Raw genomic sequence first — 15,253 nt, 5'->3', positions numbered from 1 at the left:
CAGAATAGATGACTGATCACGCTGATTTTCCGTTCTCGGATGCAGTTCTCTCGTCTCTTCGGACGGAGTTGAAGGAATTTCTGGAAACAAACGATATTGAGTTGGAGGATTGCTGTATTATCGGGAGCGTCTGTCTTTCGATTCGCAACCTCAGAGAGCACGGGGATATTGACGTCTGTGTTGCACCATCGTCTCGAGGGAAGTTTGAGCACACCAAAGATCCGATCGAGCTCGCGTCGAACAAATACCAACATATCGGAATTTCGGACGACTCGATCGTCTATGACGACTCGTATCATGATGTCGTCGACGGGATAAAGATCGTTCGACCCGAGATCGAGTATTCCCACAAGTTGTATCGTCAGTGGGACAAAGACCAGCGAGATATCGAACTGCTTGAAGAATACCGGCAGGAGACTGGGGATTGGAACCGAGAGCTCGTCGTCGAAGACTACTCACCGAGTGTCTCGCACGTTTTCAACCGTGGAATACAGTCAGTTCGAAGGGACGGAATCAAGCAAACGCTCGAACACGGAGTCGAGTTCACACGACGTCACGGTCCGTTCAGTCGACGACCACGAAGCGATTACGAGACGAAACCGATGTCCATCCCGGCCAGGGCAATACAATCGTATCAGCAGACCGGACTTAAAAAGACGCTACAGCGGGGCGTTCGCCTCGTAAAGGTTGCCGATCCAACGGGGATCCTCCACCAATATACGAATTTTCGACACAAAATTAAAGTCGGCACTCTAGTTGAAGAGAAATTAACGCTAAAATACGATGCTGCGAAGTTTATCGCCGCACAGTACTCCGGTGGCGAATTTGCTCAGTGTGATCTGCTAGTGTATCTGTTAGCAATCGGAGAATACAGGAGTGGGGGTGAAGGCGACTTTGATCTCTACGAGAAATTCCACCGCTACGCTGACGTCCGACCGCTTGAGGAGTTCCTCGATGTTGTCGACGAGTATTTCGAACAGCAGGACCGTCCACCAGTACCGATCGGGTATTCGTCTGAAGTCCTGGATCCAGTGGTAGCGGCATGTGTACTCTACGAACAACCTGACCAGTTCGAGGTGACGATCGAAAATTCTGCTGCGGACGCCGATCAGTATCCGATGACGTGGTTTGAAAACCGTGATTTCACGGAAACTGCCCTCGATGATCTTCGGACCAAATTTAGTATGCTCCTCGATAGCCACGGCGTTTTGTTCGAGGTAATTGTTTGGCCGCCTGCGAACGATTACTTCGAAGAAATACTCGACAGTCTAATAGAGGAGGAATCTGTCCACTCTTGTACCCGCCTCACGTTTGATCGGGAGACGTTCGATGAGTTCGTATACGATCTCTATGCGACACAAACTGAAGTTCGCTGGGATTATATCGAGCAGAAAATTGAACGGATTGGTGGAGACCCATCGGAGATTTTGTCCATTCAGATTGAAGTCCCGGATCCCCGAATTAGAGAATGTAATTCACACGAAATGAAAGAGATAAAAGAACGCTATAGAGAACGATATAATCCCCAAATAGCACCAGACGATCCAAATACGAGGCGGACTATTCATGCAACTGATGACTACATTCACAACCGAAAAAGTAGGGATGTCCTCGAAGCGTATATGGAAAAGGCAATGGAGATCGACGAACTCATATCACTTGAAGAGCCACATACAGTTGAGCAATTCGAGGAATTAATATAAATGGTGCAGCTATGTGGCTCAAATCTCCAGTTCCGAAAAACTACCACTAAAGGGTAACTAACCGACTATGCGCCTTGGACAAACATCTGTTATTTTCTTCGTTTCCAAAATCGCTGGATCTGCGATTGGTTTTCTCGCAACGATCTATTTTGCTCGGACTCTCGGTGAAGAAGTACTTGGATTCTATGCGCTTGTACTTGCGCTGGTTACGTGGCTTACCTTTATTGGGAGTATAGGTTGGACGGGCGCAGTGACAAAGCGAGTTAGTGAAGGAAACGAACGCGAAGAGTATGTCACTGCCGGTACCATCATCATTGGTTTGTTAGGTTTATCTGTTGCAATTGGCGTCTTCCTATTTCGAGAGCAAGTGAACGCCTACGTCGGCCAACCAGTTGCTGAATTTCTCATACTAATTGTTCTTGCTGTATTGTTCAGGTCGCTCTGGTTTTCAGTTCTCAAAGGATACCATCTAGTTCACATCTATGCCCCCTTGTCGACGTTAAAACTTGGTGTGCGAAGTACTGCACAGATCTCGCTCGTGCTTCTTGGATTCGGGTTAACAGGATTGCTCGTTGGGTACGTGCTAGGAGGGGTTTTCGCCGTCATTGTCAGTATCGCCATTCTCCGATTTCGTCCGTCTCTACCGACTCGAGATCACTTTTCTAGCTTATTTGACTATGCAAAATTCTCGTGGCTTGGTAGTATCCGAGGCCGAACGTTTGACCAGGTGGATATTATCGTTCTCGGCTTTTTCGTCCCGGCAGGTCCCATCGGTATCTATTCTGTTGCGTGGACCCTTTCAGAATTTCTCGACATGTTCGGAAGAGCGATTAGTAATAGCCTCTTTCCAGAAATGAGTGAAATAGCTGCACAAAACGATCCCCAATCCGTATCTGGATTGGTTGAAGATGCGCTCGCATTTGGCGGCCTTATTATTACTCCTGGGCTCGTCGGTGGAACGTTGTTGGCCGATCGACTGATGGCGATTTACGGTGACGGATTCGTTGCTGGTCAAACTGTCCTTCCAATACTTATTGCTGCCCTCCTCATTTACACCTACAACAAACAACTGCTGAACACCCTCAACGCGATCGACAGACCCGATCTCGCCTTCCGGGCCAACGGCGTCTTCATCGTCACGAACGTCGTCCTCAACGTCGTCCTGATCTGGCAGCTCGGTTGGGTCGGTGCTGCCATTGCGACCGCGATTTCGGCCGCCGTCGGACTTGTGGTCGCCTACCACTACGCCAGCTCACACGTCCCGTTCTCGCTGCCGGTCGCCGAGATCGCACGCCAGTGGACGGCCGCGATCGGCATGGGCGCCGCCGTCTACGCCCTCCGGAAGGTCGGCGAACCATATTGGATCGCCGATTACAACGCCGCGTTCGTCGTCGCTCTGGTCGCCGTCGGTGCGTCGATCTACTTCGCCACGCTGTTCGTCATCTCGAGTCGGTTCCGAACCACGGTCACGAACAACCTGCCGTCCGATGTTCCGTTCCTTCCGACGTGACGAGCTCATCGGCTCCCGAGCTAATGATATACCACCTTACAAAGAAAGTCTTAGCGCGTCTGAACCATGTAAAACGTGCAATCAGGCGTGCTGGCCGCAGGCAAAGGAACCCGTCTCCAGCCGTTGACCGACAACAAACCGAAGTTCTCCTCGAGATCGGCGCGACCGAGTTCATCGTTGTCGTGGGCTATCAGAAGGAGGAGATCATTGAACGTTACGTCGGTGAGTACGAAGGGGTGCCGATCACGTATGCTCACCAGCGCGAGCAGTTGGGGTTGGCCCACGCCATCTTGCAGGCGGAGCTCCACGTGGACGACGAGTTCGTGTTGATGCTTGGGGAGAACGTCTTCCGCACGAACCTCAGCGACGTTATCAACCGCCAGCAGGAGGACCGCGCTGACGCCACCTTTCTGGACGAGGGGTGCCCCATGAGGAGGTCTCGAGGTACGACGTGCTCAATACGAACAGAGTACGGCGAGATCGTCGAGGTAATGGAGAAACCCGACGATTCGCCGTCGAACCTCGTCATCGCCGGTTTCTATACGTTCACGCGGACGATTTTCAATGCCTGCTATTTCGTGCAGCCGAGTGACCGCGCGAGTACGAACTTCCGGATGCGATCGATCTCCTCATTCAGTCGGGCTGAACCATCAACGCAATTCACATGGACGGCTGGTGGATTGACGTCGGCTACTCCGAGGACAGGGAAGCGGCCGAAGAACGGCTACAGGAGTCAGCTGTTTCGACACTCTCCGAGTAAGTATCCCATCGGATATCTGTGATTACCCTCGAGCGGTCCCCATCCAAAAACGACTAACACCCACCCGCCGTTGAGTACTGTATGAACGTCTCTATCGTCGGCAGCGGCTACGTCGGCACGACGATTGCCGCCTGCCTCGCCGACCTCGAGCACGACGTCGTCAATATCGAAATCGACGAGGACATTGTCGACGCGATAAACGCAGGCGAGGCACCGATTCACGAGTCGGGTCTCGAGGAGCGCATCGCCGAGCACGCTGGGTCGTCCCTGCGCGCGACGACGAACTACGACGAGGTTCGCGACACGGATGTCACCTTGCTCTGTCTGCCGACGCCCCAAAGCGAAGACGGCAGTCTCGATCTGGCACCGATGCGGGCCGGTTCGGAGATGCTCGGTGACGCCCTCGCGGACAAGGACGACGACCACCTCGTGGTCGTCAAGAGCACGGTCCTTCCGGGGACGACCGAGGATGTCGTCGCACCGATTCTCGAGGAGCACGCTGGCACGACCATCGGTGACGGCATCGACATTGCAATGAACCCCGAGTTCCTCCGGATGGGGACCGCGGTCGAGGACTTTCTCGAGCCGGATAAGGTAGTTCTCGGCGCGCAGACGGACGACGCTACAGCCACGCTCCGGGAGCTGTACGCGCCGATTCTCGAGCGCGAGGAGACGAACCTCGTCGAGACAGACATCCGCGAGGCCGAGTTGATCAAGTACGCGAACAATGCGTTCCTCGCCTCGAAGGTGTCGCTGGTGAACGAGCTCGGGAACGTCGCCAAGGAGTACGGCGCAGATGCCTACGAGGTGCTCGAGGCGGTCGGGCTCGACGACCGCATTTCGTCGCGGTTCATGCGCTCGGGGCTGGGCTGGGGTGGCTCGTGTTTCCCGAAAGACGTCGCAGCGATTCGGGCGGGTGCGCGAGAGCAAGACTACGAGCCCGAACTGTTGGATGCTGTCGTCGGGATCAACGACGAGCAACCGCACAGACTGGTCGAGTTGCTCGCTGAGCACGTCTCGCTTTCGGGGGCCCGAATCGCTGTCCTCGGCCTGTCGTTCAAGCCGGGAACTGACGACATCCGGAAGTCGCGCGCGCTGGACGTAATCGAGTCCCTGCTCGAGCGCGACGCGTCGGTCGTCGCCTACGATCCGGTCGCCGTCGAGAACGTTCGCGAGCAGTACGACTTCGATATCGAGTACGCCGACTCGGCCGGGGCTGCACTCGAGGGAGCCAACGGCGCGGTCGTCGCGACGGATTGGTCCGAGTTCGACGACCTGTCGTTCGACGGGATGGCCCAGCGCGTGCTCGTCGACGGGCGACGGATCGAGGTCGCGGAAGACGCTCTCGAGGTGTACGAAGGACTGACCTGGTAGCGGTGGGGCTGGTGGTGCCACTGCAGCAGCACTCAGAACCCGTTCTCGAGGATAAGTGTTCACTCTCAAGAACGGTCACAACATGTTACGCAGGGATCAATCAGTACGCTTTTGCGCCCGTAGAGGAGAGTCACAGGCGATGGATGATGATGCGGTTCGTGCAGATGGCGGCGCTCCCGACAATGGCGGGGAGGTCCTCGCTATGAGCGAGCGAACGCAGACGCGCGACATCTCCGCCGACGAGGTCTGTATTCTCATTCCGACGCTCGATGAGGCCGCGACGATTGGCGACGTGATTGATGACTTCTACGAGGAGGGATTCGCAAACGTCGTCGTCATCGACGGCGGCTCGAGCGACGACACCCAAGAAATTGCCAGCGAGCGGGGCGCACAGGTCCTCGTCCAGTCCGGCGACGGCAAGGGTCAGGCTGTCCGGGAGGCAGTCGAGTACATCGACGTCCCCTACGTTTTGATGCTCGACGGCGACGGCACCTACGATTCGGCAGATGCAGAACGAATGCTCGAGCCACTGGCGCAGGGCTACGAGCACGTCATCGGCAACCGGTTTGCGGATATGGACGACGACGCGATGAAGGCGCTGAACGGCTTCGGCAATCGGATGATCAACCGGGCGTTTCGGTTCATCCACGGCGCGGATTACGACGATATTCTCTCCGGGTACCGGGCCTTTACGGTCGACTCCTTCGAGCGGCTCTCGCTCGACTCGGACGGCTTTACAATCGAGACGGAACTCGCCGTCGAGTGTGTCAAACACAGCGTCGACACGACGGTGGTCCCGATCAGTTACAGTGCCCGACCCGAGGAATCGGAGACGAACCTCCACCCCGTCAAAGACGGTGGGACGATTATCCTCGCGCTGTACTCGCTTGCGAAGACCAATAACCCGCTGTTTTATTTCGGGAGCCTCGGCGCAACGGGAATCGTCGCAGGTGGCGCGATTGCGACTTACGTCCTCTGGCGCTGGCTCCAGTACGGCATCGGCCACGAAATCCTGGCGCTGGCGTCGGCCGCCGCAATCTTACTCGGCGTCCAGTTGCTCATGTTCGGCGTCCTCTCGGATATGCTCGTCAGCCTGCACCGCGAGCAACGCCAGCGTCTGGAGCAGATTACGCGAGAGGCTCGTGACTCGAGGGCATCGGAGTCCCGTCGACGCGAAGACGACTGAGGCGACAGGTTGGGAAGTCAGTGTCGAATCGGACGCAACGGCACGAGGCAAGTTAGAACGGCAGCATCGACCGCATTTGCTGGAAGACGCCACCTGAATTCTCTTTGCGGTAGGCTTCGAACGGGCCGTGGAGTTCGTTCAGCAGTTCCTGTCGCGAGCGGAATTCGCTCGCGTTGACTTCCTCGAGCATTTTGTGCAGTGCGACGTCGTTTCCGTGGACATCGTACGCAATTCGTTCGTGCCCGAGTTCGGCGGCAACATCGTCTTTCGATGCCGGGAACGAGAGGTCTGTTCGCTTGAGTGTGGCATCGACGGCGGCGATGCCGAATTCGATACTCTCGGGGTCGTCGTTGTCTCCGTTCGAAGGTGGCCGAACGCCCATACACTGTCATAGGCGAGCGGACGTAAAAATCGCTACGAAGACGGGCCGAGACGAGTCATCGATATGCGGAGTCCGTCTGTCGCTGTCGGTACGCATTTGGGTCCGGCAGTGGAGTATCCACTATGACCGAGTACACGACCGTTTCGATCCCGAAGGATCTCGCAGACCGCGTTGACGATACAATCGAGGGAACGAGCTTTCAGAGTACGAGCGATCTCGTGCGCTTTCTGCTGCGCAGCATCGTCATCCAGCACCAGAAACGGGGCGAACTGACTGAAGCCGAGTTCGAGGAGATCACCGAGCAACTTCGAGGCCTGGGCTACCTCGAGTAGTGCATTAGTACTCCGAGAGCGACTGTTCTGGCGGCCGGGCATCGATGACCTCGAGCGGCAGGCGCTCGCCGCTTCGGTTGAACGCGCCGAACGTGTCCTCGCCGAGTTCCCACGGCGGCACGGCGACGAAGATTACCTGCGCAAGGTCGTCGCGTTTCGTCACCTCGAGTTCGCGAACGGGGTGTGAGACGAACTGGCCCTGAGCTTGGCGAGCGGGTGTCGAGAGGTCGACGCCGAAGACGGCGTTGACGGCGTTGCCGGGGTCGGGAAGGAAGAAATCCGTAAAGACGGGCGTTTCCGGCGGGACCGTGTCTGCACCCTCGAGTTCGCCGGCAGAGGTAATGGAGACGCCGGTCGTCACGCGGTCGGGATCGGCGTCGCTGGCCAGATCGAGCAAGACGTCGACGAGGGCGTGCGTGATGTAGACCACGATGAACGTATGTACAGCACGTAGTTAGCTGTATTCCCCGCGAATGCCCGGCGCGGGTCGACTCAGAACGGCAAGGCGCGCCAGAGCGCACCCGCGTAGACCCGCGGCGTCCGTCGCCGTGCCGTTGCCAGCGCATCCTCAAGCGATCCAGTCGCCTTCGAGTGCACACCAGGCCCGTGGCCGACGAGAATTCGGTCGGGGGCGAACCCACCGAGTGTCTCCCGTGGCGGAACCAGTCGCTGCATCGGATGGACGCCGAGGGGTTCAGCGCCTGCACAGAAGTACTCGACCGTGCCGACGGATTCGGGGACAACAAGGGTTCCGTCGTCGGGATTGTAGAGTGCGACTTCCTTCCAGAAGCGATTGTTGACGACTGTGTGTGCCTCGAGTCCCGTCGTCGAGAGTTTATCGCGAAAGCGGGCGACGGGGGCCTCGAGATCCTCGCCGGTGATATCGTCGAAGCTCTCGGGGAGAAACACCGGCACCTCGTGGCGGTTTGCAATTGCGGCGGCGTCGCGGGTGTGACGGTCGAGCAGGACGACAACGCCGGTCACGTCGCCGTAGTCGGCGAGCAACTCGTCGAGTCCGTCAGCGTCGACCGGGTCGATTACCCAGACCTTGCCGTCGATCTCGAGGGCGTGGCTCGCCCGTTGCATCGCCTCGTCGGGATGGGCGATCCAAGTGACGCCGTTTTCGAACTGATCGACCACCGCAAAATCGTCTGCACGCTCGTCGACGCGGAGTGCCATATCGTCCGTACGGTCTGTGGGCGTATAAACGGCCGTGCGTTCGGTCTTGGTGGCACTCGAGGAGGCGGGCAGGGACACCAAACGGCACTGGAACTATAGCGCTCACGCGAGTACTGTGTGTATGCTCACTGGACTCGCCTGGCTCGCACTCGAGACCAAATCCCTCGAGCAAGCCCGGTCGTTCTACGCCGACCTCCTCGAGTTGTCCTGTCGCGAGCGCGGCGAACGGGAACTCGTCTTTGCGGCCGGCGAGACCGATCTCGTGGTTCGCCGACCCGACTCGGTCCCGCGTGGCGGAGTGCACACCCACTACGCGTTCTCGATACCTGCCACGGAGTACGACGACTGGTGGGACCAGCTATCGACTGCGGGCTATGACCTCGAGGACGCACAGTTCGGCGAGTTGACGTCGCTGTATCTGTACGATCCGGACGGCAACTGCGTGGAACTCGGGCAATCGGACGTGGCTGGACCGGGCATCGACGGCATCTTCGAGGTCGTTCTCGAGGTCGAGGATCTCGAGCGATCCCAGGCGTTCTACGCCGCACTCGGGTTCGAAACGGTCGATATGGGGGCAGATCGCAAGCGCGTACGGATGAGTTTGAACGGTTCGACCGCGCTCGAACTCTGGGAGCCACACCTCGGCATCGCCGACGCCCGCGGCGGCGTTCACGTCGACCTCGGATTCGAGACCAGCGAACCGACCGGCGCGCTCGAGGCAGTCTCGGATCACGTCCAGCAGGTCGACCACGTCGCTGACGAGCGGGTTGTCGTACGCGACCCGGACGGGCACGTCATCACGTTCACCGTGTAACCGCTGGGACGAGGCAAGGGACAGACTGGAGGCACAGTACATCTCGCACAACGTCGCTCGAGGCGACAGAACAACCGAGTACGTTAGAGGCGGCTGGTGTCCACGTCGATTCCCGGCGGCGTCACAATCAGGAAGCCACGGAAGTGGACCAGATTCCCGCCCGATTCTTTCACGTCGCGGGCGAATCCGCCCGCGAGTTCATTGACCTCGCCGTCAACATAGAGGATCAAGACGTTTCCGCCCGCAATCGCCTCAAGCCACTTCTCGTCCGATGTCTCGCCGTCCAGTACGCCGAGTACGATGCTGCCCTCGAGTTCGAACTCCTCTTCGATATGCTCCTCGACGGTTCGCAGGTCGAGGTCGAAATCGCTCATATCGCCAGCGTCGAACCGGGATAAGAAAAACGTTCGCCTCTCTCGGTCTGTCGACATGATGCAGACAGTGCGCTGGCACGACGGGAGTGATGCACTCGAGCAATCTGTGAAGCGTCGAATCGTGCTTATTGTGCACAGTACAAGAGCAAGTCTCACGCCGAAACCGAACTCAGTAGTCAACTGTCCATAGCGACGACTCGAGAATGGACAAATTGAAATTACACACTCACAGCGCGGCTGGCAGTGGGCAACTGTCCACTCGTCCCGCGCGCCAGCACGTTGGACTCGCTATCAGCGGAAAATACTGCCCAATTCAGCGCGAAGTCGATGTTTCGGTGGTCGTCGACTGGTATGATACTAGTCCATATAGAATGTATAAGGGCGTTTATGTCGTGCGGTTTTCCGATATCTGTGTCTCTCTGTGGCGTGGTAACTCATCGATTTGGACGGGTATCAGCGGTAGGTTTATATATGTAGTCGCACCTCGGATTTGGATACAATGTCTTCACACGACGCCTCGTCCTCTGACACCAGTCAGGGGGGTCGAGTTCTTCCAGGGCACGTTAGATTCCACTGACGAAATAGAGTCAGCACGTGTCTTCGATACCACCCTCCGGGATGGTGAGCAGTCGCCCGGAACCTCGTTCTCGTACGACGACAAACGGCAGATCGCCGCGATCTTAGATGAGATGGGTACCCACGTCATCGAAGCTGGGTTCCCCGTCAACTCGGACGCGGAGTTCGAGGCCGTTCGTGATATCGCATCTTCGACATCGACGACGACCTGCGGGTTAGCCCGCGTCGTCGACAAAGACATCGATGCGGCGCTGGATTCCGGCGTCGAGATGGTACACACGTTCGTCAGTACCAGCGATGTGCAGATCGAAGATTCGATGCACGCCACTCGAGAGGAGGTAGTACAGCGCGCAGTCGAGTCGGTCGAACGCGTCACCGAGACGGGAACGACGTGCATGTTCTCGCCCATGGATGCGACGCGAACCGACGAACAGTTCCTGATCGACGTGATCGAAGCGGTCACCGAGGCCGGCGTCGACTGGATCAACATTCCCGACACCTGCGGCGTCGCCACGCCGACGCGGTTCCGGGCCATGATCGAAAAGGTCTGTGCCCACACCGACGCGCGGATCGACGTCCACACCCACGACGACTTCGGGCTGGCCACCGCCAACGCGCTGGCCGGCATCGAAGCGGGTGCAGATCAGGCCCAGGTCTCGGTCAACTCCATCGGCGAGCGAGCCGGCAACGCGGCCTACGAGGAGTTCGTGATGGCCGTCGAATCCCTGTATCAGACCGATACGGGCATCGACACGACCCGCATCACGGAACTGTCGGAGATCGTCGAAGAGAAAAGCCAGATGGAGACGCCGGGCAACAAGCCCGTCGTCGGCGATAACGCCTTCTCTCACGAGAGTGGCATCCACGCCGCCGGCGTCATCGAAAACTCCGACACCTTCGAACCCGGCGTCATGACTCCCGAAATGGTCGGCGCCGAACGGAAACTCGTCATGGGCAAACACACCGGCACGCACTCCGTGCGCGAGCGCTTACACGAGCGTGGATTCGATCCTACCGAGGACCAAGTCCGCGCCGTCACCCGCCGCGTCAAAGACTACGGTGCCGAAAAGCGCCGTGTCACGGTCAGCGATTTGGAGCGCTTCGCCGAGGAAGCCGACGTTGACCGCCAACAGGAAGGAGAGGAGGTGCGCGCCTGAGCGATGTCTTCCCCGTTTGCCACCGCTCGCGAGCATCGGCTACGGCGCTCGCGGGCGACGACCCCGTTCACCTCGGCGCACTCCGGCCGCTCGACTCACAAGGATTATATGGCTCGAGCGTCCTACATCGGTAGTAATGACGACCCGCGCTTCACTGTCGGCTCAGCTGGGCGACAGCAGCGCGCTCGCACCGATTCGTATTGTAGGGGCGTCCTAGCCCCATCCCTAGTACTTCGTTGTTCCGGACCCGAACGCGTATCGTTTTCAGAGCGATCAGCCACACCAACAATGAGATCACACCAGCCATCCGGACCAACCGCTCGCCATATCGCGGCGGGGGAGAATCGATGAGCGAACGCGCAGCCAAAATCACTCCGACAGACGACGATGAACAGCCAGACGACCAGATAACAGACAGCGCCACACCGGACGCTGCTGCCGAGACCGAAACCGAGGCCGACAGCGAGTCGACGCCAAAACCGGTCACGAACGGTGCCGAATCCGTGATTCGTGCACTCGAGAACGCGGGCGTCGAGTACGCCTTCGGCGTGCAAGGCGGGGCGATCATGCCCGTCTACGACGCACTGTACGATTCGGATATCACGCACATCACGATGGCCCACGAGCAGGGCGCGTCTCACGCGGCCGACGCCTACGGCATCGTCGCGGGGAAGCCGGGCATCTGTCTGGCGACCTCGGGGCCGGGCGCGACGAATCTCGTGACCGGGCTCGCGGACGCGGACATGGACTCGGATCCGATGGTCGCGCTGACGGGCCAGGTGCCGACGGAGTTCGTCGGCAACGACGCCTTCCAGGAGACGGACACGACGGGCGTCACGACGCCAGTCACCAAGAACAATTCGTTCGCGACCGATCCCGACCGTGTCGGGACCGACGTCAGCGAGGCGTTCGCACTCGCAAGCGAGGGCCGACCGGGGCCGACGCTGGTCGACCTGCCGAAAGACATCACGAAATCGGAGACAGACGTCGAACCTGACGCGCCAAAAACCCCTGATACCTACACGGTTCAGGAGGAGGCGGATCCGGAGATCGTCGAAGCAGCAGCCGAACGGATCGAGAACTCCGAACGCCCCGCCTTGCTGCTTGGCGGCGGCGTCATCAAAGCCGAAGCGAGCGAGGTCTGTCGCGAGTTCGCCATCGAACACGAGATTCCGGTCATCACGACGATGCCCGGCCTCGGCTCGTTCCCCGAGGATCACGAACTCTCGATGGAGATGGCCGGCATGCACGGCACCGGCTACGCCAACATGGCGGTCACGCACTGTGATACCCTGATCGGCATCGGGACTCGGTTCGACGACCGCCTGACCGGCGGCATCGAAACGTTCGCCCCCGATGCGGAACTGATTCACATCGACATCGACCCCGCCGAAATCTCGAAGAACATCCACGCGGACTACCCACTGGTCGGCGACGCCGCGACGGTCGTCGAACAGCTCCAAGAGGCCGTCGACGCCTCGCCACAGGCGACGAAGTGGCGCGCGCAGTGCCAGCAGTGGAAATCCGATTACTCGATGGCCTACGACACGCCGGAGGACGAACCCGTGCAACCGCAGTTCGTCGTCGAAGCCTTAGACGAGGCGACGAGCGACAACGCCATCGTCACCACCGGCGTCGGCCAACACCAGATGTGGGCCTGCCAGTACTGGACCTACACCGAACCGCGCACGTGGGTCTCGAGTCATGGACTCGGGACGATGGGCTACGGACTGCCCGCGGCAATCGGCGCACGTGTCGCGGCCGACGACGATCAGGAGGTCGTCTGTATCGACGGCGACGGCTCGTTCCTGATGACCCTACAGGGGCTGTCCGTGGCCGTCCGCGAGGACCTCGATATCACCGTCGCGGTGCTCAACAACGAGTACATCGGGATGGTCCGCCAATGGCAGGACGCCTTCTTCGACGGCCGTCACTCCGCGTCGGACTACGGCTGGATGCCCGAGTTCGACAAACTCGCCGAAGCGTTCGGCGCGCAGGGCTTCCGCATCGATGAGTACGACGACGTCGCAGACACGATTCAGGATGCCATCGCTTACGACGGGCCGTCCGTGATCGATGTCCACATCGATCCGCAGGCAAACGTCTACCCGATGGTGCCAAGCGGCGGCGACAACGGCCAGTTCGCACTGACGGAGGACCAGCTATGACAGACGAGAAACGCCAGCAGGGACTCGAGGGGCCACCACCGGAAGAGCGACGGACGCCAGCGGGACGGCGCAACAAGCAAGGAATTCGCATCGACCCCGAAGTCGAGGCGACCCACAAGCCCCGCCGGACCGTCATCTCGGCGCTGGTCGAACACGAACCCGGCGTCCTCGCGGAAGTCTCGGGACTGTTCTCGAGGCGGCAGTTCAACATCGAGAGTTTGACAGTGGGGCCCACGAAAGACGACGACCGTGCGCGGATCACCGTCGTCGTCGAAGAGCCCGACCCCGGGATCGACCAGATCAAAAAGCAGCTGCGGAAGCTGCTGCCGGTCATCTCGGTCCGGGAACTCGAGCCGGATGCGATGCGCCGGGAGTTGGCGCTCGTGAAAGTCGACGCCCACGATCCCGCCGCAGTCAGTGCGGTCGCGGAGATGTACGACGCGAAAACCGTCGACTCGAGTCCGGAAACGGCGACGTTCGAGATTACGGGTGCGCGCCAGAAGATCAACGCCGCGGTCGAGACGTTTAGCCAGTTTGGCATTCGGGAGATTTCCCGAACCGGGCTGACGGCGCTCGCACGCGGGACTGACGAGACGGCAGCAGCCCCGAGCACAGACGCAACTGCATCGGCCGCCGACGAGGCGAACCAACAGCAGACCCAACAATACACGCAGACAACAACAGATGACTGACGAATTCACCACCGAGATCTATTACGACGATGACGCAGACGTATCGACGCTTGACGACGAGACCGTGGCCGTGCTGGGCTACGGCAGCCAGGGTCACGCCCACGCGCTGAACCTTCACGAGAGCGGCGTCGACGTGATCGTTGGGCTGCGCGAGAGTTCGTCCTCGCGCTCGGCCGCCGAAGCAGACGGTCTCACCGTTGAGACGCCCGCCGAGGCCGTCTCGCAGGCCTCTTACATCTCCGTGCTCGTTCCCGACACCGTCCAGGCAACGGTCTACGAGAACGACATCGAGCCAAACCTCGAGGACGGCGACACGCTGCAGTTCGCCCACGGGCTGAACATCCACTACGACCAGATCGAGCCATCCGCAAACGTCGACGTGACGATGGTCGCCCCGAAGAGCCCGGGCCACCTCGTCCGGCGCAACTACGAGAACGACGAGGGGACGCCCGGTCTGCTCGCGATCTATCAGGACACGACCGGCAACGCCGAAGAGCGCGCACTCGCATACGCGAAGGCAATCGGCTGTGCTCGCGCCGGCGTCATCGAGACGACGTTCCAAGAGGAGGTCGAATCCGACCTCTTCGGTGAGCAGGCGGTGCTGTGTGGCGGCGTGACGTCGCTCGTCAAACACGGCTACGAGACGCTGGTCGACGCAGGCTACTCGCCCGAAATCGCGTATTTCGAGTGTCTCAACGAGCTCAAACTGATCGTCGACCTGATGTACGAAGGTGGCAACATGGAGATGTGGAACTCCGTCTCTGACACCGCCGAGTACGGCGGTCTCACCCGCGGAGACCGCATCGTCGACGACACGGTTCGCGAGAACATGGAGGAAGTCCTCGAGGAAGTCCAGAACGGCGAGTTCACGCGCGAGTGGATCCTCGAGAACCAGGCTGGCCGCCCAAGCTACGGACAGCTTCGACAGGCCGAACAGGAACACGACATCGAAGAAGTCGGTGAACGACTGCGCGACCTGTTTGCGTGGGCAGACGAGGAAGACGCCGACGCTGAGACACAGGAAGTTCCAGCGGACGACTAATACG

15 protein-coding genes are annotated in these 15,253 nt (G+C 59.4%); 11 read left to right on the top strand and 4 right to left on the bottom strand.

Features of this window, described 5'->3' with window-relative positions; all coding sequences use genetic code 11:
• Positions 1–8: 8 nt before the first annotated feature.
• From B2G88_RS03420 to aglJ, 5 genes are all read left to right on the top strand, one after another.
• The gene (locus B2G88_RS03420; protein ID WP_087713973.1) at positions 9–1,703 is read left to right on the top strand and encodes a hypothetical protein; all 1,695 of its coding nucleotides are present in this window, start codon (positions 9–11) and stop codon (positions 1,701–1,703) included.
• Between the two features lie 67 nt (positions 1,704–1,770).
• Positions 1,771–3,213 (top strand): lipopolysaccharide biosynthesis protein, encoded by a 1,443-nt coding sequence (locus tag B2G88_RS03415; RefSeq protein ID WP_087713972.1) that lies wholly within the window; start codon positions 1,771–1,773, stop codon positions 3,211–3,213.
• 23 nt (positions 3,214–3,236) lie between these two features.
• On the top strand, positions 3,237–3,995 hold the full coding sequence (locus tag B2G88_RS03410; protein ID WP_281253829.1) for a sugar phosphate nucleotidyltransferase: 759 nt from the start codon (positions 3,237–3,239) through the stop codon (positions 3,993–3,995).
• 59 nt (positions 3,996–4,054) lie between these two features.
• The gene (gene aglM, locus B2G88_RS03405) at positions 4,055–5,347 is read left to right on the top strand and encodes a UDP-glucose 6-dehydrogenase AglM (RefSeq protein ID WP_054862225.1); all 1,293 of its coding nucleotides are present in this window, start codon (positions 4,055–4,057) and stop codon (positions 5,345–5,347) included.
• Positions 5,348–5,486: 139 nt separating this feature from the next.
• Positions 5,487–6,533 (top strand): S-layer glycoprotein N-glycosyltransferase AglJ, encoded by a 1,047-nt coding sequence (gene aglJ / locus B2G88_RS03400; RefSeq protein WP_054862226.1) that lies wholly within the window; start codon positions 5,487–5,489, stop codon positions 6,531–6,533.
• A 52-nt stretch (positions 6,534–6,585) separates the two neighbouring features.
• Here aglJ and B2G88_RS03395 read toward each other — a convergent pair whose 3' ends face one another.
• Entirely contained in the window at positions 6,586–6,915 is a 330-nt protein-coding gene (locus tag B2G88_RS03395; protein ID WP_054862227.1) for a hypothetical protein, read from the bottom strand.
• Between the two features lie 122 nt (positions 6,916–7,037).
• On the opposite strand from B2G88_RS03395, the gene B2G88_RS03390 reads away from it, so the two are divergent.
• Positions 7,038–7,247: a ribbon-helix-helix domain-containing protein gene (locus B2G88_RS03390; RefSeq protein ID WP_054862228.1), complete on the top strand. Its 210-nt coding sequence runs from the start codon at positions 7,038–7,040 to the stop codon at positions 7,245–7,247.
• Positions 7,248–7,251: 4 nt separating this feature from the next.
• Here the strand turns inward: B2G88_RS03390 and B2G88_RS03385 are convergent, their stop codons facing one another.
• Positions 7,252–7,677 carry a hypothetical protein gene (locus B2G88_RS03385; RefSeq protein ID WP_087713971.1) on the bottom strand — a complete coding sequence of 142 codons (426 nt, stop codon included), beginning with the start codon at positions 7,675–7,677 and terminating at the stop codon, positions 7,252–7,254.
• Positions 7,678–7,739: 62 nt separating this feature from the next.
• Positions 7,740–8,426: a hypothetical protein gene (locus B2G88_RS03380; protein ID WP_054862263.1), complete on the bottom strand. Its 687-nt coding sequence runs from the start codon at positions 8,424–8,426 to the stop codon at positions 7,740–7,742.
• 121 nt (positions 8,427–8,547) lie between these two features.
• On the opposite strand from B2G88_RS03380, the gene B2G88_RS03375 reads away from it, so the two are divergent.
• Positions 8,548–9,240 carry a VOC family protein gene (locus B2G88_RS03375; RefSeq protein ID WP_054862229.1) on the top strand — a complete coding sequence of 231 codons (693 nt, stop codon included), beginning with the start codon at positions 8,548–8,550 and terminating at the stop codon, positions 9,238–9,240.
• A gap of 83 nt (positions 9,241–9,323) precedes the next feature.
• Here the strand turns inward: B2G88_RS03375 and B2G88_RS03370 are convergent, their stop codons facing one another.
• The gene (locus B2G88_RS03370; protein WP_054862264.1) at positions 9,324–9,614 is read right to left on the bottom strand and encodes a DUF5779 family protein; all 291 of its coding nucleotides are present in this window, start codon (positions 9,612–9,614) and stop codon (positions 9,324–9,326) included.
• A 524-nt stretch (positions 9,615–10,138) separates the two neighbouring features.
• On the opposite strand from B2G88_RS03370, the gene B2G88_RS03365 reads away from it, so the two are divergent.
• The 4 genes from B2G88_RS03365 (at position 10,139) to ilvC (ending at position 15,249) form a co-directional block, all read left to right on the top strand.
• On the top strand, positions 10,139–11,347 hold the full coding sequence (locus B2G88_RS03365) for a LeuA family protein (RefSeq protein WP_245835306.1): 1,209 nt from the start codon (positions 10,139–10,141) through the stop codon (positions 11,345–11,347).
• Between the two features lie 347 nt (positions 11,348–11,694).
• The gene (ilvB, locus tag B2G88_RS03360) at positions 11,695–13,515 is read left to right on the top strand and encodes a biosynthetic-type acetolactate synthase large subunit (protein WP_087713970.1); all 1,821 of its coding nucleotides are present in this window, start codon (positions 11,695–11,697) and stop codon (positions 13,513–13,515) included.
• Positions 13,512–14,207: an acetolactate synthase small subunit gene (gene ilvN, locus B2G88_RS03355; protein WP_087713969.1), complete on the top strand. Its 696-nt coding sequence runs from the start codon at positions 13,512–13,514 to the stop codon at positions 14,205–14,207. The genes ilvB and ilvN overlap by 4 nt, the downstream gene beginning before the upstream one ends.
• On the top strand, positions 14,200–15,249 hold the full coding sequence (gene ilvC / locus B2G88_RS03350) for a ketol-acid reductoisomerase (protein WP_054862231.1): 1,050 nt from the start codon (positions 14,200–14,202) through the stop codon (positions 15,247–15,249). Before ilvN ends, ilvC begins: the two co-directional genes overlap by 8 nt.
• Positions 15,250–15,253: the final 4 nt, after the last annotated feature.

It is taken from the genome of Natronolimnobius baerhuensis (assembly GCF_002177135.1).
GTDB lineage: Archaea > Halobacteriota > Halobacteria > Halobacteriales > Natrialbaceae > Natronolimnobius > Natronolimnobius baerhuensis.
The sequence above is the reverse complement of the archived record's forward strand: the minus strand, read 5'-3'. Positions and strand labels throughout refer to the sequence as shown.

Coding starts and splice junctions, on each gene's coding strand:
- B2G88_RS03420 (WP_087713973.1), top strand. CDS start 9: ATGACTGATCACGCTGATTTTCCGTTCTCGGATGCAGTTCTCTCGTCT.
- B2G88_RS03390 (WP_054862228.1), top strand. CDS start 7,038: ATGACCGAGTACACGACCGTTTCGATCCCGAAGGATCTCGCAGACCGC.
- ilvN (WP_087713969.1), top strand. CDS start 13,512: ATGACAGACGAGAAACGCCAGCAGGGACTCGAGGGGCCACCACCGGAA.
- ilvC (WP_054862231.1), top strand. CDS start 14,200: ATGACTGACGAATTCACCACCGAGATCTATTACGACGATGACGCAGAC.
- ilvB (WP_087713970.1), top strand. CDS start 11,695: ATGAGCGAACGCGCAGCCAAAATCACTCCGACAGACGACGATGAACAG.
- aglM (WP_054862225.1), top strand. CDS start 4,055: ATGAACGTCTCTATCGTCGGCAGCGGCTACGTCGGCACGACGATTGCC.
- B2G88_RS03370 (WP_054862264.1), bottom strand. CDS start 9,614: ATGAGCGATTTCGACCTCGACCTGCGAACCGTCGAGGAGCATATCGAA.
- B2G88_RS03380 (WP_054862263.1), bottom strand. CDS start 8,426: ATGGCACTCCGCGTCGACGAGCGTGCAGACGATTTTGCGGTGGTCGAT.
- B2G88_RS03395 (WP_054862227.1), bottom strand. CDS start 6,915: ATGGGCGTTCGGCCACCTTCGAACGGAGACAACGACGACCCCGAGAGT.
- B2G88_RS03410 (WP_281253829.1), top strand. CDS start 3,237: ATGATATACCACCTTACAAAGAAAGTCTTAGCGCGTCTGAACCATGTA.
- B2G88_RS03415 (WP_087713972.1), top strand. CDS start 1,771: ATGCGCCTTGGACAAACATCTGTTATTTTCTTCGTTTCCAAAATCGCT.
- B2G88_RS03375 (WP_054862229.1), top strand. CDS start 8,548: ATGCTCACTGGACTCGCCTGGCTCGCACTCGAGACCAAATCCCTCGAG.
- aglJ (WP_054862226.1), top strand. CDS start 5,487: ATGGATGATGATGCGGTTCGTGCAGATGGCGGCGCTCCCGACAATGGC.